The 19,748-nt window shown below is 64.1% G+C and carries 17 protein-coding genes and 1 pseudogene; 12 read left to right on the top strand and 6 right to left on the bottom strand.

The genetic code is table 11. From position 1 onward, the window contains the following. The first annotated feature begins 77 nt into the window (after window positions 1-77). Window positions 78-497: a DoxX family protein gene (locus B4393_RS11440; protein WP_070936712.1), complete on the top strand. Its 420-nt coding sequence runs from the start codon at window positions 78-80 to the stop codon at window positions 495-497. Here B4393_RS11440 and B4393_RS11435 read toward each other — a convergent pair. Next, window positions 494-1,510: a hypothetical protein gene (locus B4393_RS11435; RefSeq protein WP_078334244.1), complete on the bottom strand. Its 1,017-nt coding sequence runs from the start codon at window positions 1,508-1,510 to the stop codon at window positions 494-496. The two genes, B4393_RS11440 and B4393_RS11435, sit on opposite strands and share 4 nt — an antisense overlap. Window positions 1,511-1,575: 65 nt before the next feature. Here B4393_RS11435 and purL point away from each other — a divergent pair, with 65 nt between their 5' ends. From purL to B4393_RS11410, 5 genes and pseudogenes are all read left to right on the top strand, one after another. Further along, the gene (purL, locus tag B4393_RS11430) at window positions 1,576-3,861 is read left to right on the top strand and encodes a phosphoribosylformylglycinamidine synthase subunit PurL (RefSeq protein ID WP_078334243.1); all 2,286 of its coding nucleotides are present in this window, start codon (window positions 1,576-1,578) and stop codon (window positions 3,859-3,861) included. Beyond that, the gene (locus tag B4393_RS11425) at window positions 3,858-5,660 is read left to right on the top strand and encodes an alpha/beta hydrolase (RefSeq protein ID WP_078334242.1); all 1,803 of its coding nucleotides are present in this window, start codon (window positions 3,858-3,860) and stop codon (window positions 5,658-5,660) included. The genes purL and B4393_RS11425 overlap by 4 nt, the downstream gene beginning before the upstream one ends. Then, a pseudogene (locus B4393_RS11420) lies at window positions 5,657-6,300 on the top strand (Rv0804 family intramembrane glutamic endopeptidase). Before B4393_RS11425 ends, B4393_RS11420 begins: the two are co-directional and overlap by 4 nt. 35 nt (window positions 6,301-6,335) lie before the next feature. Next, the gene (locus B4393_RS11415) at window positions 6,336-6,938 is read left to right on the top strand and encodes a hypothetical protein (RefSeq protein WP_078334240.1); all 603 of its coding nucleotides are present in this window, start codon (window positions 6,336-6,338) and stop codon (window positions 6,936-6,938) included. A gap of 32 nt (window positions 6,939-6,970) precedes the next feature. Further along, complete coding sequence (locus tag B4393_RS11410) at window positions 6,971-7,357, top strand: sterol carrier family protein (RefSeq protein WP_078334239.1); 387 nt, start codon at window positions 6,971-6,973, stop codon at window positions 7,355-7,357. On the opposite strand, the gene B4393_RS11405 is transcribed toward B4393_RS11410, so the two are convergent. After that, on the bottom strand, window positions 7,354-8,670 hold the full coding sequence (locus tag B4393_RS11405; protein ID WP_078334238.1) for a DoxX family protein: 1,317 nt from the start codon (window positions 8,668-8,670) through the stop codon (window positions 7,354-7,356). The genes B4393_RS11410 and B4393_RS11405 overlap by 4 nt on opposite strands. Window positions 8,671-8,782: 112 nt before the next feature. Here B4393_RS11405 and purF point away from each other — a divergent pair, with 112 nt between their 5' ends. Next, entirely contained in the window at window positions 8,783-10,297 is a 1,515-nt protein-coding gene (purF, locus tag B4393_RS11400; RefSeq protein ID WP_078334237.1) for an amidophosphoribosyltransferase, read from the top strand. Here purF and B4393_RS11395 read toward each other — a convergent pair. The 3 genes from B4393_RS11395 to B4393_RS11385 form a co-directional block, all read right to left on the bottom strand. After that, window positions 10,294-10,821 carry a hypothetical protein gene (locus B4393_RS11395; RefSeq protein ID WP_078334236.1) on the bottom strand — a complete coding sequence of 176 codons (528 nt, stop codon included), beginning with the start codon at window positions 10,819-10,821 and terminating at the stop codon, window positions 10,294-10,296. The two genes, purF and B4393_RS11395, sit on opposite strands and share 4 nt — an antisense overlap. Window positions 10,822-10,895: 74 nt before the next feature. Beyond that, on the bottom strand, window positions 10,896-11,909 hold the full coding sequence (locus B4393_RS11390) for an AraC family transcriptional regulator (RefSeq protein ID WP_078334235.1): 1,014 nt from the start codon (window positions 11,907-11,909) through the stop codon (window positions 10,896-10,898). A gap of 55 nt (window positions 11,910-11,964) precedes the next feature. After that, entirely contained in the window at window positions 11,965-12,432 is a 468-nt protein-coding gene (locus B4393_RS11385; protein ID WP_078334234.1) for a MarR family winged helix-turn-helix transcriptional regulator, read from the bottom strand. Between the two features lie 72 nt (window positions 12,433-12,504). Here B4393_RS11385 and B4393_RS11380 point away from each other — a divergent pair, with 72 nt between their 5' ends. After that, window positions 12,505-13,395 carry an SDR family NAD(P)-dependent oxidoreductase gene (locus tag B4393_RS11380; RefSeq protein WP_078334233.1) on the top strand — a complete coding sequence of 297 codons (891 nt, stop codon included), beginning with the start codon at window positions 12,505-12,507 and terminating at the stop codon, window positions 13,393-13,395. On the opposite strand, the gene B4393_RS11375 is transcribed toward B4393_RS11380, so the two are convergent. Beyond that, a complete protein-coding gene (locus B4393_RS11375; protein ID WP_078334232.1) occupies window positions 13,392-14,372 on the bottom strand; it encodes an NAD-dependent epimerase/dehydratase family protein in 981 nt (326 codons plus the stop codon). The two genes, B4393_RS11380 and B4393_RS11375, sit on opposite strands and share 4 nt — an antisense overlap. Window positions 14,373-14,611: 239 nt before the next feature. Here B4393_RS11375 and B4393_RS11370 point away from each other — a divergent pair, with 239 nt between their 5' ends. From B4393_RS11370 to B4393_RS11355, 4 genes are read left to right on the top strand one after another with little or no spacing between them, the layout of a single operon-like run. Further along, the gene (locus B4393_RS11370) at window positions 14,612-16,138 is read left to right on the top strand and encodes an ABC transporter substrate-binding protein (protein WP_078334444.1); all 1,527 of its coding nucleotides are present in this window, start codon (window positions 14,612-14,614) and stop codon (window positions 16,136-16,138) included. After that, window positions 16,135-17,160: an ABC transporter permease gene (locus B4393_RS11365; protein WP_070936699.1), complete on the top strand. Its 1,026-nt coding sequence runs from the start codon at window positions 16,135-16,137 to the stop codon at window positions 17,158-17,160. The genes B4393_RS11370 and B4393_RS11365 overlap by 4 nt, the downstream gene beginning before the upstream one ends. Continuing rightward, window positions 17,160-18,101, top strand: coding sequence for an ABC transporter permease (locus tag B4393_RS11360; protein WP_078334231.1), 942 nt, complete (start codon window positions 17,160-17,162; stop codon window positions 18,099-18,101). The genes B4393_RS11365 and B4393_RS11360 overlap by 1 nt, the downstream gene beginning before the upstream one ends. Then, the gene (locus B4393_RS11355; RefSeq protein WP_078334230.1) at window positions 18,098-19,747 is read left to right on the top strand and encodes an ABC transporter ATP-binding protein; all 1,650 of its coding nucleotides are present in this window, start codon (window positions 18,098-18,100) and stop codon (window positions 19,745-19,747) included. Before B4393_RS11360 ends, B4393_RS11355 begins: the two co-directional genes overlap by 4 nt. Window position 19,748: the final 1 nt, after the last annotated feature.

Here is a 19,748-nt window from a genome sequence, read left to right as displayed (position 1 = left end):
GTATGCCGTCCCGGTGAGTCTCGGTGTCCTTGTCAGTCGGCATCAATACTGTTAGGGGATCGATCGAGAAGGGACCCATGATGGCCGAGACCAAGAGTGTTGTGGCGAATATTCAGGCCGCATTCGCCACCCGGACACCACCGGAAAAGATTGGTCTCGCGTTGACAGCGATCATCGTGCTGTTCCTGTTGGCCGATGCCGTGCCGAAGATCTTCGGAGCGCAGTTCGCGCGCACCGCGACGGAGGCGCTGGGCTTCCCGGCTTATCAGACAGCGCTGATCGGCTGGGTGCTGCTGGGATGCACCATCGTGTGGGCCATCCCGCGCACCGCGGTCCTCGGCGCGATCGGGTTGACGGCATACCTGGGTGGTGCGGTCACGATCGACATGCACGAGGAAGCGTGGTTCCCGGTCATCTTCGCCATCGGCTTCGGATTGTTGATCTGGGCGGCAATGATCCTGCGCCGGCGCGAATTGCTGAAGGTGCTGATCGGCTAGCGCGGGCAGGTCTCATATGTGGCGCGCATCTCCGCCTCGACTGCTGAACTGCGCAGTGAGGGAGGCATTTCCCCCATGCAACCGCCCAGCCACACAGTGACACTGGTCTTGTTGCCGTGTAATTCGTAGATACCGGGCTGGCCGAACTGCTTCAGCAGCTCCAGTTGCGCAAGCGCTATGCCTCGCAGCTGCGCTTCGGTCGCTGTCGGCACCTCCGCGTACGTGGTGTTCAGATAGTGCCGCGCCGTGGAGTACTGGACGTCCTTTTGATCCTTGTGGGCAGAGCGCGCGGTAAACCTCGCGGAGGTCGGAGCGACCGCGTTGAGCCGTTCCCACAGTGCGACCGCGCTGATATCGGGAAAGCCCTGCTCGGTGCTGAGAGCCGGGTATGCGCCGACGACAGGTCCTACCCGCCACGCGGCGTCGGATAAGGCGGCAAAGTCACCGGCGATCTGATGGAAGGCCGTCGTGATGTCCCGATAATCGGTAGGTCTGCCCGGTTGACTGCCCTTGATCGCGACCTCCACTGTGACGCGGGGCGCGGGACCGGAGTAGGCGGTGGTTATGTCGGCGCTCCCGACGTTGGGCGATTGCCGCAACCGGACCCAATCGGCGAAGGGCGGCGCGGGTTGACGTTTGGCGCCCGCGTCGATGGCTGAGGTGACCTTGCTGCAGCTCGACGAGGTGTCTTGGGTTGTGCAGGGCGCCACGACAGTAAGCGTCACATCGTGCTGACTGAAGCCGACCTCGCGTACTCGCTTGGTGAACAGCTCCCAGATGGCCGACAGCTGGTCGGCGGTCACGTCGGGAACTACCGAGACCGTCAGGCCGAACCGCTGGCCCTTGGTGAAGACATTGAAGTAGTCGTGGGTGGTCTCGGTGACGCCGGGAAGTGCGCGGATCTGCGTGGAGATCTGCTGCGACTCTTCAGTGCGTTGCGGCGCGCATCCCGTCCCCAGCAGAGCCACGGCGACGGCAACTACGGTCCAGATACCTCGGCGCCCCCATTTCACAGCGTTCAGTATGCGCGCCAGGAGCGTTTGTCCAGGCCTGCACCGACCACATATAGAATCTTGTCGTGACTTCACGGGTTGACTCGGTCGATAACGCAGCATCCACCCCCGATCACCCGCAGCCATTCGCTGAACTAGGGCTCAAGGACGACGAGTACGCGCGCATTCGCGAGATCCTCGGTCGCCGCCCCACCGACGCCGAGCTGGCCATGTACTCGGTGATGTGGAGCGAGCACTGCTCCTACAAGTCCTCCAAGGTGCACCTGCGCTACTTCGGGGAGACCACCACTGAGGAGATGCGCTCGGCAATGCTGGCCGGTATCGGGGAGAACGCCGGCGTCGTGGACATCGGCGACGGATGGGCGGTCACCTTCAAGGTCGAGTCGCATAACCACCCGTCGTATGTCGAGCCCTATCAGGGCGCCGCGACGGGCGTGGGCGGCATCGTGCGCGACATCATGGCCATGGGTGCCCGCCCGATCGCAGTCATGGATCAGCTGCGTTTCGGTGCGGCCGATGCCCCCGACACCCGTCGCGTGTTCGATGGCGTGGTGCGCGGTATCGGCGGCTACGGAAACTCGCTGGGTCTGCCGAACATCGGCGGCGAGACGGTGTTCGACGCCTCGTATGCCGGCAACCCGTTGGTGAACGCGCTGTGCGCCGGGGTGCTGCGCAAGGAAGATCTGCATTTGGCCTTCGCTTCCGGCGCCGGCAACAAGATCATCCTGTTCGGGGCACGCACCGGGCTCGACGGCATCGGTGGGGTTTCGGTTTTGGCCTCGGAGACGTTCGGTGGGGACGAGGCCGACGGCGCCTCCCGTAAGAAGCTGCCCAGCGTGCAGGTGGGTGATCCGTTCACCGAGAAGGTGCTCATCGAATGCTGCCTGGAGCTGTATGCGGCGCATCTGGTGGTCGGCATTCAGGACCTCGGTGGTGCCGGACTGTCCTGCGCGACATCAGAACTTGCCTCAGCCGGTGATGGTGGCATGCATATCGACTTGGACAAGGTGCCGCTGCGGGCGACCGGTATGACACCGGCCGAGGTGCTCTCCAGCGAGTCCCAGGAGCGCATGTGCGCCGTGGTGACTCCGGAGAACGTCGACGCCTTCATGGCGGTCTGCCGCAAGTGGGATGTATTGGCCACCGTCATCGGTGAGGTCACCGAGGGCGACCGGCTACGGATCACCTGGCACGGAGAGACTGTCGTCGACGTGCCGCCGCGGACCGTCGCGCACGAAGGCCCCGTCTATCAGCGTCCGGTGGCTCGCCCCGACACCCAGGATGCGTTGATCGCCGACAGCACAGCGGGATTGGCGCGTCCGGCCACCGCTGCCGAGCTGCGACAGACGCTGCTGGACATGATCGGCAGCCCGCACCTGTGCAGCCGCGCGTTCATCACCGAGCAGTACGACCGATACGTGCGCGGCAACACCGTGCTCGCCGAGCACGCCGACTCCGGCGTGATCCGGGTGGATGAGCAGACCGGGCGTGGAATCGCTTTGGCCACCGACGCTTCCGGTCGGTACACGGTGCTGGATCCATACCGCGGTGCGCAGCTGGCGCTCGCCGAGGCGTACCGCAATGTGGCGGCCTCCGGCGCGACTCCGGTCGCGGTGACCAACTGTCTGAACTTCGGCTCCCCGGAGGATCCGGGCGTCATGTGGCAGTTCTCCGAAGCGGTCCGCGGCCTCGCCGATGGCTGTGTGACGCTGGGCATTCCGGTCACCGGTGGCAACGTCAGCTTCTACAACCAGACCGGTACCACCCCCATTCTGCCCACTCCGGTGGTCGGCGTGTTGGGTGTGATCGACGATGTAAATCGGCGCATCCCGACGGGATTCGGGACCGAGCCCGGGGAAACGCTGATTCTGCTGGGTGACACCGCCGACGAGTTCGACGGCTCCATTTGGGCGCAGGTGGCCCACGATCATCTCGGTGGCACACCGCCGAAGGTCGATCTGGCCCGTGAGCAGCTGCTGGCCCAGGTTCTCACCGCCGCCTCGCGGGACGGGCTGGTGTCCGCCGCGCACGACTTGTCCGAGGGCGGGCTCATCCAAGCCGTCATCGAGTCGGCGCTGGCCGGTGAAACTGGTTGCCGGATCCTGCTTCCGGAAGGAGCCGATCCGTTCGTGGCGCTGTTCTCCGAATCCGCTGGGCGCGTGCTGGTCGCCGTCCCGCGTACCGAAGAGAGCAGATTCATGTCGATGTGTGAGGCGCGGCAACTTCCCGCCGTGCGTATCGGCGTCGTCGATCAGGGTTCGGATTCCGTTGAGGTGCAGGGACAATTCTCGATTACGCTGGCCGAGCTACGTGAGGTTCACGAGGGCGTGCTGCCCGGATTGTTCGGATGAGCGAGACTCCTGGAGTCCCGGTTACAACGAGCACCGTCGATCCCGATGATTGGATCGGCCGCAGTTGGCTGGCATTCCAGGAACTGGAGGAGCAACTCGAGCACCGGCACCCCTTGGTGGCCTGGGCATGGAATCTGCTGCGGCTGGATTTCTGCGGAATCGCCTTCGGGGCCTTGTTCTTCTGTCTGTCGCTGACGCCGTCGCTGATGCCCCGCACCTGGCTGTTCCAGGGGCTTATCGGTGGCGCCACCGCGGCCATCGGCTACGGCATCGGTGTCGCTCTCTCCAAACTGGTGCTGCGTTTTTGGCTCGGCCACCAGAAATGGTGGCCGCTACGCGACCGAGTGATGATGACCGTAAAGCTCGGAGTGGTGGTCCTTGGGGCGGTGTGCTCGCTGGCGATGATCGTGCCCGCTGCTCGGTGGCAGCGCCAGATCGCGGCCCTCATGGACACCCACGGGCCGACGACGATGGAGTACTCAAAGGCCTTTCTCGTCTCGATTGCCGTTGGTGCACTGTTTATTTCGGTATCCCGGATACTGCGCGACCTGGTTCGGTTGCTGGCCCGGTTCCTCATCCGCCGTCTGCATCTGAGCCAGGAAGTATCGCTGCTCATCGGTACCGCCATCGTTGCGGTGCTGGCGATCATGTTGTTCAACGGCGTATTGGTCCGCGGATTCTTCTCCGCCGCCAACGCCTCGTTCGGTCCGCACAACGACACCACACGCGCCGGAGTCAAACAGCCGATCCAACCCGAGCGTTCCGGCAGTCCGGCATCGCTGTCCTCCTGGGAGAGCCTCGGATACGAGGGCCGCAACTTCGTCTCCGGCGGTTTGCACGCCGATGTGCTCTCCAGGGTGAACGGCCGCCCGGCCAAGGAGCCCATCCGGGTGTACGCGGGCCTGGAGACTGCCGATACCGCCGAGGGCCGGGCTGACATCCTGGTGCGGGAATTGGAGCGCACCAAGGCATTCGAGCGCAAGGTATTGGTGATCGTGCCGACCACCGGCACCGGCTGGGTAACGCCCGCTGCCGCCCGCGGTATCGAGCTCATGTACAACGGCGATACCGCGATCGTGGCCACCCAGTACTCGTTCCTGCCCAGCTGGATCTCATTCCTCGCCGACAAAGAGAAGGCCCTGGCTTCGGGCAAGCTGTTGGTCGATACCGTCCAGAAGCGCTGGGCTCAGCAACCCGAGGGGCATCGCCCCAAGCTGCTCATCTACGGCGAAAGCTTGGGATCTTTTGCGGGGCAAGGCGCATTCGATGGTCTCGGTGACATCCGCGCCGCCGGTGTCGACGGTGTGTTGTGGACCGGTCCGCCGAACTTCAGTCATATCTGGAACGAGCTGGTGTCCAAGCGTGACCGGGGCACGTTGGAAGCGCTGCCGGTGTACGACAGCGGATTCACCGCGCGTTTCGCGATAGGCCCCGATATCGACGCCCTTGCCAAACCGCCGTGGCAGAAGCCCCGAGTGCTGTTCGTGCAGCATCCGTCGGACCCGGTGACCTGGTGGTCCACCGATCTGCTGTTCAGCCAACCGGATTGGCTCAAGGAGGCGCCGGTGGGGGACCGGTCGGTCGCCATGCGCTGGTATCCCATAGTCACCTTCTGGCAGGTGGCCGCCGATCTGGCCAACGCTGTCGGAGTGCCCGACGGGCACGGCCACAACTACGGCATCTCATCGGTCAACGGCTGGGCCGCGATCGCTCCGCCGGACGGTTGGACCCCGCAGGACACCGAACGCATCCGGAAGGCACTCGACGACACCGCGTCGCTCGACGGCCCCGACACGTGACCTCTCGCGTCCGGGCACTTGCTCTGTCTGTCGCGCTGGTGGGGTGGCCGGCAGCACTGGCGCGGGTCCCGCAGCGCTGGCGTCCCCTGATCGGGGCGGGCGCGAGCACCGCGCTGGCGGTGGCGGCCGGCACCCCTCTCGGGCTTCGGCGGCCCCAACTGAGGGCGGGTCTGCGTCTCGGTGGTGTCGTCGCATCGACCATCGCTGTCGCCGTCGGTGCCTCACCCGCGCTGAAGCCGGTGCGCGCCTCGATGCGAGAGCGCGATATCGGGCTTCATCCCGCGGCGTGGCTCGGATTGCACATTCCGGTGGGCACGGTGTGGTCCGAAGAGCTCGCGTTCCGTGGGGTGCTGCAGCCGATCGCCGTCGAAGCCTTCGGGGGCAGGCTGGGTGGTGTGGTGCAGGCGGCGGCCTTCGGGCTGGCTCATGTTCGGCCCGCGCGCGCCGTGGGAGACCCCATCGTGGCGACGGTGCTGGTCACCGGGTTGTTCGGTGGGCTGTTGGGCTGGCTGCGCGAGCGATCGGGCAGCATGGCCGCGCCTATGCTGGCTCACCTGGCGCTCAACGAGGCCGGTGCGGTGGCAACCCTGTGCCTGGCTCGGCCGAATGTCGACTAGGGCGAGAAAGTGCGAGCAACTGATACCAAAAGTGGACATTCGACGGAATACTGCACAGATGGCCTCGAAGTGGATGAACAGAGCCGGTGCAGCGCTGGCAGGAATGACCATCGCCGCCGGACTAGCACTGGCCGCACCCGCGGGTGCTGATGCCGGGCAGGGCGCCTCGTTGCCTGTATTCGTGCCGCACCCATCGGACTGGGCGCCGGACACCTCGGTATTCCCCTACAACATGTGGCAGAACCGGGCGAACGATGAGCAGTTCACCGCACTGCGGGATTCCTGCCAGTGGTTCAACGCGCAGTACGACACCCTGATGGGTTCGGTGTATGGATTCCAGAACTATCTGCGTGATCACCACGACGTCTGGGCGGCCTCGGGTTCGGACACCGTTGGCAATGTGGTGACCGCCAACCTGGATCAATCGGCGGCGTTCCTGGATCCGCGGGTGCATGCGCTGTACATCACCAACTACCCGGATCAGAGCCAGTATTCGCCGCTCTACAACGGTGACTCGTTCTATCACCTGTGGTTCCAGTTCACCCAGATCAGCGACAAGATCAAGCAGCAGTTGCCATCCGGGGTGATCAACGCAAACATCGCGACGGCGACCGTCTACGGCAACACCATTCGAGACTCGGGAATCTGCGACGGGGCATAGGGCCCCGGACCCGGCCAGATAGGCTGGCGGACATGCCAGCTCGCGCACCGGATGCCGCCTCGACCCGGGCTGCCGTGCTTGCGGTGGCCGAATGGTTGCGTGACAAGCAGGCGCCGGAGCCGGCGCGTGGTGCCCTGGCGGACGCCGTCCGGTTCACCGCGCGAACCCTCGCGGCCGATGCGCCCGGCGCGTCCGTGGAGGTGCGGGTGCCGCCGTTCGTTGCGGTGCAATGTATTTCGGGTCCGCGGCATACCCGGGGAACTCCGTCCAATGTGGTGGAGACCACCCCGCGTACCTGGCTATTGCTTGCGACGGGGCTGCTGACCTTGGAGCAGGCGGTCGCCGATCGTGCCGTCACCGTGTCCGGATCGCGTGCCGCCGAGATCGCCGAATGGCTGCCGCTGGTGCCGCTCGGCTAGCGAAAGAACGGATACTCCTGCACCCAGTGGAATCCTCGGCTGCGCAGCGGCAAGCTGTTCGGATCCACCCGTTTCAGCATGATCGTTACGGGCGCGTGGTACATCATTCCGCCCAGCATCAGTGAGTCGACGTTCGGCTGGCTATAGGTCAGGTCGGCGAAAGGCGCTTTCCCGCCGATCTTTCCGCCGGAGGTGTCCGAGGTGTTCATGAGCAGCAGGTGGCCATCGTGGAACTCTGCGAGCGCTATCACAAGGTTGCCGTTCATGTGCTGGTATGTCGCCGTCCCGGGCTTGTCGAAAATGATTGTTTGCCAGCGATTCCCATCGGTAGCCAATGGTGGGACGTACGTTCCGTCGACGAAGAATGCCTGCACCGACCAGATGCCGTACAGCTCGGACTTGGGACTGCCGCCTCCGTACTCATGCCAGGTCGCCCACCCGTCGTAGACGCCACCCAGCGCCACCCAGATGCCGATGGCCACCTGGCCCCAGGCCGCGACACGATTTCTGCGGTTGTCGGTGAACAGCGGTGGTTGCGTCAAGGGTTCGCTCGCACGTTGTCGCACAAAGACATTCAGGAGCCGTCCCAGGTAGGGGGTGAGCAGGACCAGGCTCAGCAGTAATAGGTGTAATGACAAGAGTTTGACGGGAACGTCGAACGTCATGTTCATCAGGAAGACCTGGGCCATGCTCGCCAGGCTCAGCACCGATCCCAGCACCGCCGTTCGCGGCACGAACAGCAGTAGGCCGGCGATGACCTCCACCGCGCCCAACGCCATCTCATAGGGGTGAGAGCTGCCCACCTGTAGCCACAGCACCGAGGCCGGGCTGAGGGTGCCGTACGGCTGCAGCAGCTGAGCCAGTGTCGGTCCCGGCATTTGAGTGGGGATGAGTTTGGCGAATCCGTAGAAGAGCATCTGCCCGCCCAGACACATCCGTAGAAACAGCGCGAACCAGGCCAGCAGCCGCGGATAGGCAGGGCGGCGACCGAGCGCCGTCCACACCGCCGTGGACACAATCGCGACGACCAGAATGCAGAACACCAGCACCCAGATGGCGGCCTGGTCCCCGCTCCCAGAGTCCTCGTGCAGGACGGCGTCTACACCGAAGAGGGTTCGGCCCACCCAGCCCGTGATCGGGTTCAGGAGCGACATCGCCGACAGGGCGAACTGGCCACCGATCACCCGGCCCACAACACCCAGCAATGCGAAGGGGATCTGCGTCAACAGCAGACAGAAGAGGCCGAAGTAGACGACGCAGAACCGGAATGCGACGCGTGTCAGCGGGCGCCATGATGTAGTGGCCTGGGTCACTTTTGTGATGGTACCGATGCGACCGGCCCGGCCGATTCCACGATCAGCAACCTTCCCCGTAGACTGGAGCAGTCACCCAAGCCCACGCAGGACGCAGCCAGGGAGCCGCACCGTGACCGCACAGCCGATCGAGCTGGAAAATGACCCTCGCGAAGAATGTGGTGTGTTCGGAGTCTGGGCGCCCGGCGAAGAGGTAGCAAAACTCACCTATTACGGCCTGTACGCGCTGCAGCATCGTGGCCAGGAAGCCGCGGGCATTGCCGTCGCAGATGGCTCGCAGATCGTGGTGTTCAAGGATTTAGGCCTGGTCAGCCAGGTTTTCGACGAGCAGACTCTGGCGGCCATGCGGGGGCACGTGGCTGTCGGGCACTGCCGCTACTCCACCACCGGCTCGGTCACCTGGGAGAACGCCCAGCCGGTATTCCGGACGACCGCTGCCGGTACCGGAATCGCGTTGGGACACAACGGGAACCTGGTCAACACCGCCGAGCTCACCGAGCGTGCGCGCGACGCCGGTTTGATCAACTCGAAGGCCCCGGGCATGGCCACCACCGATTCGGACATCATGGGCGCGTTGTTGGCGCACGGCGCTGCCGACGCCACCATCGAGCAGGCCGCGATGGCGCTGCTGCCCACCGTTCGCGGCGCCTTTTGCTTGGTTTTCGCCGATGAGAACACGCTCTACGCGGCACGCGATCCGCACGGGGTACGGCCGTTGTGCCTGGGCCGTCTCGACACCGGTTGGGTAGTCGCCTCGGAGACCGCGGCCCTGGACATCGTGGGTGCCTCGTTCGTTCGGGATATCGAGCCCGGCGAGTTGCTTGCCATCGACGCCGACGGGGTGCGCTCCAGCCGGTTCGCCAATGCCACTCCCAAGACCTGCGTCTTCGAGTATGTGTACCTGGCCCGGCCCGACAGCATGCTGGACGGGCGCTCCGTGCATTCCACCCGCGTGGAGATCGGTCGCCGGCTTGCCGCCGAACATTCGGTGGATGCCGACCTGGTGATCGGTGTTCCCGAGTCCGGCATCCCGGCCGCCGTCGGGTACGCACAGGGCTCGGGCATCCCGTACGGACAGGGACTGATGAAGAACGCCTACGTGGGCCGCACCTTCATTCAGCCGTCACAGACCATCCGTCAGCTCGGTATCCGCTTGAAACTCAACCCTCTTCGTGAGGTCATCCGTGGCAAGCGCCTCGTGGTGGTGGACGATTCGATCGTCCGTGGCAATACCCAGCGCGCGTTGGTGCGGATGCTGCGCGAGGCCGGGGCGGCCGAGGTGCACGTGCGCATCGCTTCGCCACCGGTGCGCTGGCCATGCTTCTACGGCATCGACTTTGCTTCTCCCGCAGAACTTATCGCCAACGCGGTGGAGTCCGACGACGAGATGCTCGACGGTGTGCGTACCGCGATCGGTGCCGACAGCCTTGGCTATATCTCGGCGGAAGGAATGGTGGCGGCCACCACGGAACCCCGGTCGAGGTTGTGCTGCGCGTGCTTTGACGGCAACTACCCGATCGAGCTGCCCAAGGAAGCGGCGCTCGGCAAGAATGTCGTCGAAAACATGCTTGCGGCCACCGTCCGGGAGACCTCCAGCGACAGTTCCGAATCCGTCCAGACGCGCTAGCGGTCGGTCCCCTGCGGCGGGTACTTCTCGTCGACCACCACGTCCCGCAGTCGCGGGAAGCCCGCCTTGATGAGCTCCACTTGTGTGTCGATCATGCCCTCGAGCGCCGTCATGAAGGACCGCTGAAGTTCCCCGGTCAAGATAACTTCGTCGATCAGCACGAAAAGCTCCGCGACGACCGAAGACGCCTTTTCGTAGACGTTGAGCACGACGGTGGCGCTGGCGCCCTGCAGTCTGTGCGACGCAACCTGGTAGCGACCCCGGCGGGCGGCGAGAAGTCTTGCCGTGTGGGTTATTTCGACGATCACCCATTCGATCGGCGTCATCAGACCGGCGATTCCGATCTGTGTGGTGAATGTATCGCCGACGGCGAGCGCATCGAGTCGACGAGCTGTGTCGGCGAAGACGCGGGGTGCGTGATTACCCGGTTCTATGTCGTCCGCTGAGGGCAGCTCAAAGTCGGCTACAGAAGAGATTTCCTCGAGGCTGCGGGGGAACTGAAAGCGCCGTTCAGCCGATAGCAAACTTCCCCCCTCAGGTGTTGTTGGCCCGAGGCTATGTGATTGAGGGTGAACGTGCGATGACCGAATTGGGCGAATTACTTGACCGAACGTGCGCTGTCTCGATATTGAGCCGGCGTTGCGCCCGTCCACCGCCGGAAGGCGCGAGTGAATGCGCTCAACTCCGAAAAGCCGAGACGAAGCGATAGGTCATTGAGCGATTCCGATCCGCCGGCAAGACTTCTGATGGCCTCCGCATGCAGCGTCGAGTCCCGGATCTGCCGGATGGAGGTGCCGAACTCGCTGCGAAGCGAACGCTGGAGCGCCGACGGTGCCATGTTCAGTGCACTCGCGATATCGCTCACGGAGGGAATCCCCTGCCCAATGCTTGATCCGATGATTCTTTCCACACGGTTGGGCAACTGCTGGTGATAGCCGTGCACGTCGAACCAGATCTGCTCCGGGCGTTCCAAAAGGGAGGTGATCTCCTCTTCGGTGCGAAGAATCGGAACATCGAGGAGCTTGGCGTCCAGAATTATCGCGGCCGAGTCATTACCGAACTCGATCGGCGCCTTGAACACGTTGCTGTGATCCGCCCGCCCGTCCGGCCGTGCCTGGGGGAGAAGAATTCGCTCCACCCGGATCGACCGCATGGTCAACCAACTCCAGATGCGGACGACGAGGGCCAGAGCCCACACCGTGAACGTGGCGTCGGGCAACGTGAGCGTTGAGGCCTCCAGTGCCACGGTGGCGAAGTCACCAGATCTGACCGCCGTCATGCTCGGTACCAAGGGCATCGCGTCGCGGAACGCCGCCCAGCGGGCAAAAGCCGCACCGGTGGTCTCCGACGTCGCGAGGCTGAACATCAGGACCTGCAGGGTCTCGGGTGGGACGGGCGCCGGGCTGGTGCCGAAGGACAGGTCACCCGTACGGGCCAGAACTTCGCAGGTAACGACGCGAACCTGTTCGGGGCTGATCGCCACGGGTTCACCAGCAAGGAACCGTGGCGAAACCTGCGCATCCATCAGCATTTTGGCCGCGTCCATGCCTTGCCGCTGCGCCAATTCCGTCGCCAGGGCACCCCAATGCGGCGGGATGGACAGCAGCTCCACGTCACCTCCTGAATCAAGATTCGAGAGGTGATCTTGGTATAGATTATTGCCAGTTTCAACTACCGCGGTAATGCGGTATGTCAATCCCGCGTGCGCGCAAGGATTCTGCCACCTTGGTGAGTAGACGTAGGAGCTCGGCCTGTTCCCTGGCAGGGAGGTCGTCGAAAAGCGCGGCAGACACCAGCTCCGAGGGGCCGAGCTCCACCTTGGTGATTTCCTTTCCTGCGTCCGTGATTTCGACGCAGGTAATCCTTCGGTCCCGTTCATGGGGCACCCTGCGGACCAGGTTTTCCTTCTCCAGGCCGTCAATCAGCACCGTCATGTTCCGCGGGGACATGCCGAGATATTCGCCGAGCTCGCTCATTCCGGCGGGCTCGGTGCGGGTGGACAGGCCGACAAGCACCGCCGCACGCGGCACGGTCATGCCGCCATTGGTGGGGATGTTCGACTTGGTCCATTGCGTGGCCGCCTTCGACACCTTGAGCAGGGTGAAGAGTAGTTCTCGTGCTGTTGTGCTTGACATAGCCAATCTTAACAATTGATAATATTACTGTTGGTACGTTACCCACCATCCTAAACCTCGCGGAAGGTTATCGTGACCGAATCCACCATCGTCATGACCGGTGCAACCGCCGGACTTGGCGCGTATGCCGCCAAACTCCTTGCTGAACGCCCCAATACGCGCCTGATCGTGGGTGCGCGAGGAGCTGGTCGAGATGTCCCCGGCGCCCAGGTGCTGCCGCTGGACCTGGCCTCGTTGGACAGCGTCAGGGAGTTCGCGGAGGAGACCAAGCGGGAGCTTGGCAACGTTCCTATTGATGTGTTGGTACTCAATGCGGGAATCCAGTTCCGCGACACCAACCATCGGACCGTCGATGGTTTCGAGACGACCTTCGCGGTCAACCACCTGGCGCATTACCTTATGGCGCGGCTGCTCCTGCCCAGCCTTGCCGACGGAGGTCGTCTGGTGATCACCACGAGCGACACCCATGACCCGGCGATCATCCCGTTCGCGCCACGCTCGCTGGACCCGGCGTTGCTTGCCCACCCCGAGACGGGCGGACACTCCGCAGGACTTCGGGCCTATGCGTCGTCAAAGCTGTGCAATCTGTTGACCGCGCAATCCTTCGCCGCGTCGGATGAGGTCGCGCGCCGGCGGATCGACGTGGTGGCCTACAACCCCGGCCTGACCCTGGGGACCAACCTGGCAGGAGCGTCGCTGTCGGGGCGCGTGATCACCGGGGCATTCCGGCCGATCCTGCGCCTGGTCTCGACGGTGCGACCCGCGTTCTATCCCGGCCGAATCGAAACCGCGGGAAAGGCGTTGGCGGATTTGTCGATTGGTGCGGTGAAACCGCCCGCCGGCCGCCTGTACGCGTCACTGGTGAAGGGACAGCTGACCTTTCCGGATCCCGCGCCTCTGGCGCGGGACGAAAAGGCTGCCGACGAGCTGTGGAGTGACAGCGCCGCGATGGTCGGTATCTAGAGCCGGCCCGAGCTGACGAGAAAGTCTACGAATTCGTTGACCGTGGTCTCGGTGGACCGCGGGTCATAGCCCAGCTCGGTGCGTGCCTTGGTGATGTTCGCAGTGGGTGACACGGTCAGCTTGTTGAATGCGGCGCGACTCAGCGCATCGTTCTTCAGTAGCTTGCCGATCGGTTCGATGACCGGAATCGCGGCGTTGAGCAGACCCATGGGCAGCGCGAACAGCGGACCGCGCTTGCCGACATGCTGTGCGGCCAGACGACACACGTGCAACAGGCTGCCCATGTGCCCGCCGAGCAGATAGTTCTCGCCGGTGCGTCCCTTCTCGCCCGCCAGGTACAGGCCGAGCGCGACATCGCGAGCATCGACCAGGTCGTACTGGCTGGCGACCATTGCCGGTAGCCGCCCACGGGCGCTGTCGAACAGCAGCTGGTTGATGCGCGACAGCGGTGCGGGGGCGGCCAGATCAACCGGGCCGTAGACACCGGTGGGGTTGCCGATGACGGCGTCCAGGCCGGACTCGATGACCTCGCGCACAGCTACCTCGCCACCCCACTTGGAGCGCTGATAGACAGGCAGGTCGGCACCCGTCGAGCGCGGCGAGGTCTCATCGAGAGTCGCCACGCTGTTGGAGTAGGAGTCGATCGAGCTGCAATGCACCATGCGGCGCACGCCGACGGAGAGGGCGGCCTGCGCGACTGTGCGGGCGCCCTCGGTATTGATGCGCCAGCACAGCTCGTCCTCGTGCTTGAGGGTGATGACGGCCACCAGGTGGTAAACCACCTCGACACCTTCGAGGGCCTTCGTCATGGAGGTCAGATCGAGAACGTCACCGGACACCCAGGTCACGGCGTCGCGGGTCTCCGGTGCGCTGGGCACCGCGCGGTCGATGGCGACGACTTCGTGCCCGTGCTCCACCAGGAGATTGACTAGGTTGGTACCAATGAAGCCGGCGGCTCCGGTGACGGCAGTCTTCATCTTTGTCCCTTATATGGCTCGGGTGTCGTAGCCGTCAGGCGCTGGTGCGGACGACGGCATCGCGTCCAACCTACCTAACGCTCGCTTGGTTGGCCTTGTGACATCTATTGCATCGCACCCCAGCGGGTTGGGACAAGTGTTGCCATACTCTCCGGATGGGCCGCTCGCGTGAAGACCGAGAACCGCGCTGGCGCAAACTCGCTGTGGCGGCATCCGCGCTGCTCGTCGCCGGATGTGGGATAGGCCGGCCACCCGGGGCCGCCGACGGCGAATACCTCACGGTGGGCACCACGGACCGGGTTTCCACGCTTGACCCGGCCGGTGCCTACGACAACGGGTCCTTCCTCGTCGAGAACCAGGTCTATCCCTTCCTGATGAACTTCACCCCCGGGACCGGTGAACTCAAACCGGACCTGGCCGCATCGTGTGGGTTCAAAAACCCCGCGCTCTACAGCTGCATGCTCAAGCCCGGTCTGGTGTTCGCCAACGGACACAAACTCACCTCATCGGATGTGAAGTTCTCGTACGACCGCGAGCGTGTGATCAACGACCCCAACGGGCCGCAATCGCTGTTGGCCAACCTCGATCGCGTCGAAACGCCCGACGACCTCACCGTCGATTTTCGGCTCAAGCTGCCCAACGACCAGACATTCCCCCAGGTGCTGGCCACCAACGCCGGGCCCATCATCGATGAAGAGGTCTTTCCCGCGGACCGCTTGTTGGACGATGACACCATCGCGCGCGCCGAACCATTCGCGGGGCCGTACACCATCACCTCTCATTCCAAGAACCAACTGATTGGGCTGCGCGCGAACCCCACATACGTTGGCGGGCTGGGTAAGCCGCAATGGGAGCTGATCGGTATCAAGTACTACACCGGTGGCGAGAACCTGAAGATCGACATCGAGAACCGTGCGATCGATGTTGCCTACCGGAGCCTGTCGCCCAACGACATCGAGACCCTGCGAGTCAATCCGCGTCTGGCCGTGCACGAGGGGCCAGGTGGGGAACTCAGATACATCGTCTTCAATCTCAAGACCATGCCGGGCGGCACGGACGCGCAGAAGCTGGCGATCCGCAAGGCCGTCGCGTCGTTGGTGGATCGTGAGGCGCTGTCTCGCAACATATACAAGGGCACCTTCACCCCTGCCTATTCGGTGGTGCCCGATTCGATGCCCGGTGCCGTGGAGTCGTTCAAGACACTCTATGGAGCCAAACCCAATAGTGAACTGGCCCGAAAGTTCCTGGCCGATGCCAATGTGGCTGTCCCCGTTCAGCTGAACCTGCAGTACAACCCGGATCATTACGGTGGTAACTCATCGGAGGAGTACGCGGCGGTGAAAGGCCAGCTCGAGTCGTCCGGCCTATTCCAGGTGGACTTGCAGTCCACCGAATGGGTTGCCTACCAGGAGCGGCGGTCATCGGACTCGTACCCCGTCTATCAGTTCGGCTGGTTCCCTGATTTCCCCGATCCGGACAACTATCTGACACCGTTCTTCATGCCGGACAACATGTTGGTGAACCACTTCGAGAACAGCACCATCACCCGACTCATCACCGCCGAAGCCACCGAGCAGGACCGCGCGACGCGGCTGCGCATCATCGGGCAGATCCAGGATCTGATGGCGCGCGACTACATTTCGACGCTGCCACTGCTGACCGGGAAACAAATAGCGGTGTCGGTGAAGAACGTCGACGGCATCAAACTCGGCCCCTCGTTCAAGTTTCAGTTCACCCCGCTGAAGAAGACCGGTGGCACCGCATGAGCACCACGCTGCTGCGCTATCTCGGGGTGCGCCTGGCACTCATCATCCCGACGGCGTGGATCCTGATGACGCTGGTGTTCGTGCTCATGCGCGGTATCGGCGACCCCATCACCGCCCAGGCCGGTGGTCGACTGACCCCCGCCGAGGTCGCCAAACGCAAGGCCGAGGCGGGTTTCGACCGTCCGATCTGGACCCAGTATTGGGAGTACCTCACCGGGGTGCTGCGCGGCGACTTCGGCCGCACGCTGACCGACAAGCGATCGATCACCGACATCATCGTGGTCAACGGTGCGGCGACCTTGGAGCTTGCGGTCGGCGCCATCCTGGTGGCGCTTCTGGTGGGGATTCCGTTGGGACGTCTGGCCGCAACGCATCGTGACAAGCTCACCGACGTATTCCTGCGGCTGGCTGCGGTGTTCTTCTATGCCGCCCCGGTGTTCTTTGTGGCGATTCTGCTCAAATTGTTCTTCTCGGTGAAACTCGGGTGGCTGCCGGCCTCGGGGCGTAGCACCGTCGGCACCGAAATCGCGCTGAATGCCATGCCGCACCGCACTCATCTGCTGTTGGTGGACACCGTGTTGTACGGCAACAGCGGATACTTCGTGGACGCGCTCAAGCATCTGGTGTTGCCGGTGCTGGCCCTGGGGCTGTTGACGGCAGGCGTATTCCTGCGGCTGGTACGCGTCAACCTCCTGCAGACGCTGCGCGCGGGGTACGTGGACGCGGCCCGTGCCCGTGGGCTGCCGGAGCGAGTCGTGGTGGGAAGGCACGCGTTTCGCAACTCGTTGGTCCCGGTGGTGACGGTGATGGGAATGCAGATCGCCATGCTGCTTGCCGGGGCCGTGCTGACCGAGACGGCCTTCGAATGGAACGGATTGGGCTCGCAGCTGGCGCACTATCTTTCGGCGCGCGACTTCGTCGCGGTGCAAGGCATCGTCACCGTGATCGCGATCATCGTCGCGGTGATGAGTTTTGTCATCGACGTGGTGGTCGCCTTCATCGATCCGAGGGTGAGGTTTTGATGACGGCATCGGTCAGGCAGTCCCTCGGAGGCCGGCTGCGCGGGCTACCGGGGGCGGAGCTACTGCGCTCCACCCATGGACTGCAGCGGTTCACTCTTGTCGCGGGTCTGGTTCTCGTCGTGGGATTCATTCTGGTGGCGATACTGGCGCCCGTCCTGGCGCCGTATGGGTTCTCGCAAACCGGGGTGGGCGGAACCGACTTTGTGCGGCAGCAGGCTCCCTCTTGGGAGCACTGGTTCGGCACCTCGGTGCGCGGCGAGGACGTGCTCTCGCGCGTGCTGTTCGGTGCGCGCACCGCGCTACTGGTCATCCTGACCTCGCTGGTGGTTTCCCTGCCGGTGGGTGTGGTGCTGGGTTTGACCTCCGGATACCTGGGCGGCTGGCTGGACCGTGCGTTGGTGTTGGTGATGGACGCCTTGTACGCCATGCCCTCGCTGCTGTTGGCCATCGTGGTCTCGGTTGCCGTCACCGGCGGACAATCCAGCACCGGCGGAGGAATTTTCGCGGCAGCCATCGCCATCATGGCGGTGTTCGTTCCGCAGTACTTCCGGGTGGTGCGCAACGCCACTGTGGGCGTCAAACAGGAGCCATTCGTCGACGCCGCGCGGGTCACCGGCGCCAGTACTTCGCGAATCTTGTTTCGGCACATACTTTCCAATGTCACCTCGTCGCTACCGGTCATCGTCACCCTCAACGGCGCGGAAGCCATTCTGACGCTGGCCGGGTTGGGTTTCCTGGGCTTCGGTATCGAGCCCACCCAGGCCGCCGAATGGGGATACGACCTGAACAAGGCGCTGTCGGATGTGGCCAACGGTATTTGGTGGACCGGAGTCTTTCCCGGTACCGCCATCGTCCTGGTGGTGCTCGGTATGACGCTGATGGGCGAGAGCCTCAACGAGGTCATCAATCCACTGTTGCGGACCCGGCGTGGTGACGCATGAGTGAGACACAAACGCCTGCCGCGTTGGAGTTCCGTTCGCTGTCGGTGACATTCAGTACAGACGGCGGTCCGGTGGCCGCCGTGGAAGACGTGTCCTTCGATGTGAAACCGGGGGAGGTGTTGGCGGTCGTCGGGGAGTCGGGTTCGGGTAAGTCGGTGTCCTCACGTACCGCGATTCGGCTGCTGCCGGACACCGCGCGCATCGCCGGTTCGGTCCTGCTCGGTGGGCGCGATGTCACCACACTGTCGGGCCGCGAGCTGACGGCGATGCGCGGTAAGGACATCGCCATGGTGTTCCAGGAGCCCGGGGCCGCGCTGGATCCCTTGTTCACCATCGGATACCAGGTGGCCGAGGCGGTCCGTGCGCATTCGGACTTGAGCCGCGTCCAGGTCCGCGCGCGCGTCATCGAGCTGCTCAAGCTCGTGCAGCTGCCCGACCCGGAGCGCCGCTACGACTGCTATCCGCATCAGCTCTCCGGCGGCCAGAAACAACGCGTGGTCATCGCCATCGCCATCGCATGCGACCCGAAGGTGATCATCGCCGACGAGCCCACCACTGCGCTGGACGTGACGGTTCAAGCCGAGATCCTGGAGCTGCTGCGGGATCTGCGCGACAGGATCGGCAGCGCGATCGTGCTCATTACCCACAACATGGGGGTGGTCGCCGATATCGCAGACCGGGTTGTCGTCATGAAACAGGGCAGGGTCGTCGAAATCGCGCCGGTGGAGCAGCTTTTCGCCGAACCTGCCGAGCCCTACACGCGGGCGTTGCTGGCCGCCGTCCCGCACCTGGGCCAGGGCGATCCCGAACATGCACCCGCGGGTGACGAGCCGTCCGAGCCCGTGCTGGAGGTGTCCCACCTCGTCGTGGAATTCCCCGGTCCGCTGGGCCGTGCATCCTTCCGCGCGGTCGACGATGTGAGCTTCAGTATCGGTAAGGGGAAAACCCTTGGACTGGTGGGGGAGTCGGGCTCGGGGAAGTCGACCATCGGCCGCTGTGTGGCGGCGCTGCAACAGCCTGCCTCGGGATCAGTGCGGGTGCTCGGCCAGGAACTCGTGGGTATGAGCCAGCGTAAGCTGCGCCCGCTGCGCGCCAAGTTCGGGTTCGTGTTCCAGGACCCGGCCACCTCATTGAACCCGAAAATGCGGGTGGGTGACTGTATCGCCGAACCCATGTGGGTGCATCGATACGGTGACCGCCGCAAGATTTTCGCCCGGGTAACTGAGCTGATCAACGCGGTGCAACTTCCGGCCGGGACCGAAAACCGTTATCCGCATGAGCTTTCGGGAGGGCAGCGGCAGCGGGCCAACCTGGCGCGCGCGCTGGCGTTGGGTCCCGACCTGTTGGTCGCCGACGAGCCCACCAGTGCACTCGATGTATCGGTGCAGGCGGCGGTGCTGGACTTGTTCGAGGAATTGCAGCGCCAGTGGCAATTCGCCTGTCTGTTCATCAGTCACGATCTTGCCGTGGTGGATCGACTGGCAGACGAGGTGGCGGTGTTACGCCACGGCGTCCTCGAAGAGCTGGGGCCGCGGGGCGAGATTCTGCACAACCCGTCGACCGAATACACCCGGACGTTGGTGGCCGCGGTGCCCGTGCCGGACCCCGTGGAACAACGGGCGCGTCGTTCCACAACGCCGAGATGAC

This window comes from Mycobacteroides franklinii (assembly GCF_002013895.1).
Classification (GTDB): domain Bacteria; phylum Actinomycetota; class Actinomycetes; order Mycobacteriales; family Mycobacteriaceae; genus Mycobacterium; species Mycobacterium franklinii.
The sequence above is the reverse complement of the archived record's forward strand: the minus strand, read 5'-3'. Positions and strand labels throughout refer to the sequence as shown.

Bases quoted from the DNA above. Each gene is read 5' to 3' on its own strand.
- B4393_RS11360 (WP_078334231.1), top strand. From the start codon at position 17,160: ATGACGGCATCGGTCAGGCAGTCCCTCGGAGGCCGGCTGCGCGGGCTA.
- B4393_RS11440 (WP_070936712.1), top strand. From the start codon at position 78: ATGATGGCCGAGACCAAGAGTGTTGTGGCGAATATTCAGGCCGCATTC.
- B4393_RS11410 (WP_078334239.1), top strand. From the start codon at position 6,971: ATGCCAGCTCGCGCACCGGATGCCGCCTCGACCCGGGCTGCCGTGCTT.
- B4393_RS11385 (WP_078334234.1), bottom strand. From the start codon at position 12,432: ATGTCAAGCACAACAGCACGAGAACTACTCTTCACCCTGCTCAAGGTG.
- B4393_RS11355 (WP_078334230.1), top strand. From the start codon at position 18,098: ATGAGTGAGACACAAACGCCTGCCGCGTTGGAGTTCCGTTCGCTGTCG.
- B4393_RS11365 (WP_070936699.1), top strand. From the start codon at position 16,135: ATGAGCACCACGCTGCTGCGCTATCTCGGGGTGCGCCTGGCACTCATC.
- B4393_RS11415 (WP_078334240.1), top strand. From the start codon at position 6,336: ATGGCCTCGAAGTGGATGAACAGAGCCGGTGCAGCGCTGGCAGGAATG.
- B4393_RS11375 (WP_078334232.1), bottom strand. From the start codon at position 14,372: ATGAAGACTGCCGTCACCGGAGCCGCCGGCTTCATTGGTACCAACCTA.
- B4393_RS11425 (WP_078334242.1), top strand. From the start codon at position 3,858: ATGAGCGAGACTCCTGGAGTCCCGGTTACAACGAGCACCGTCGATCCC.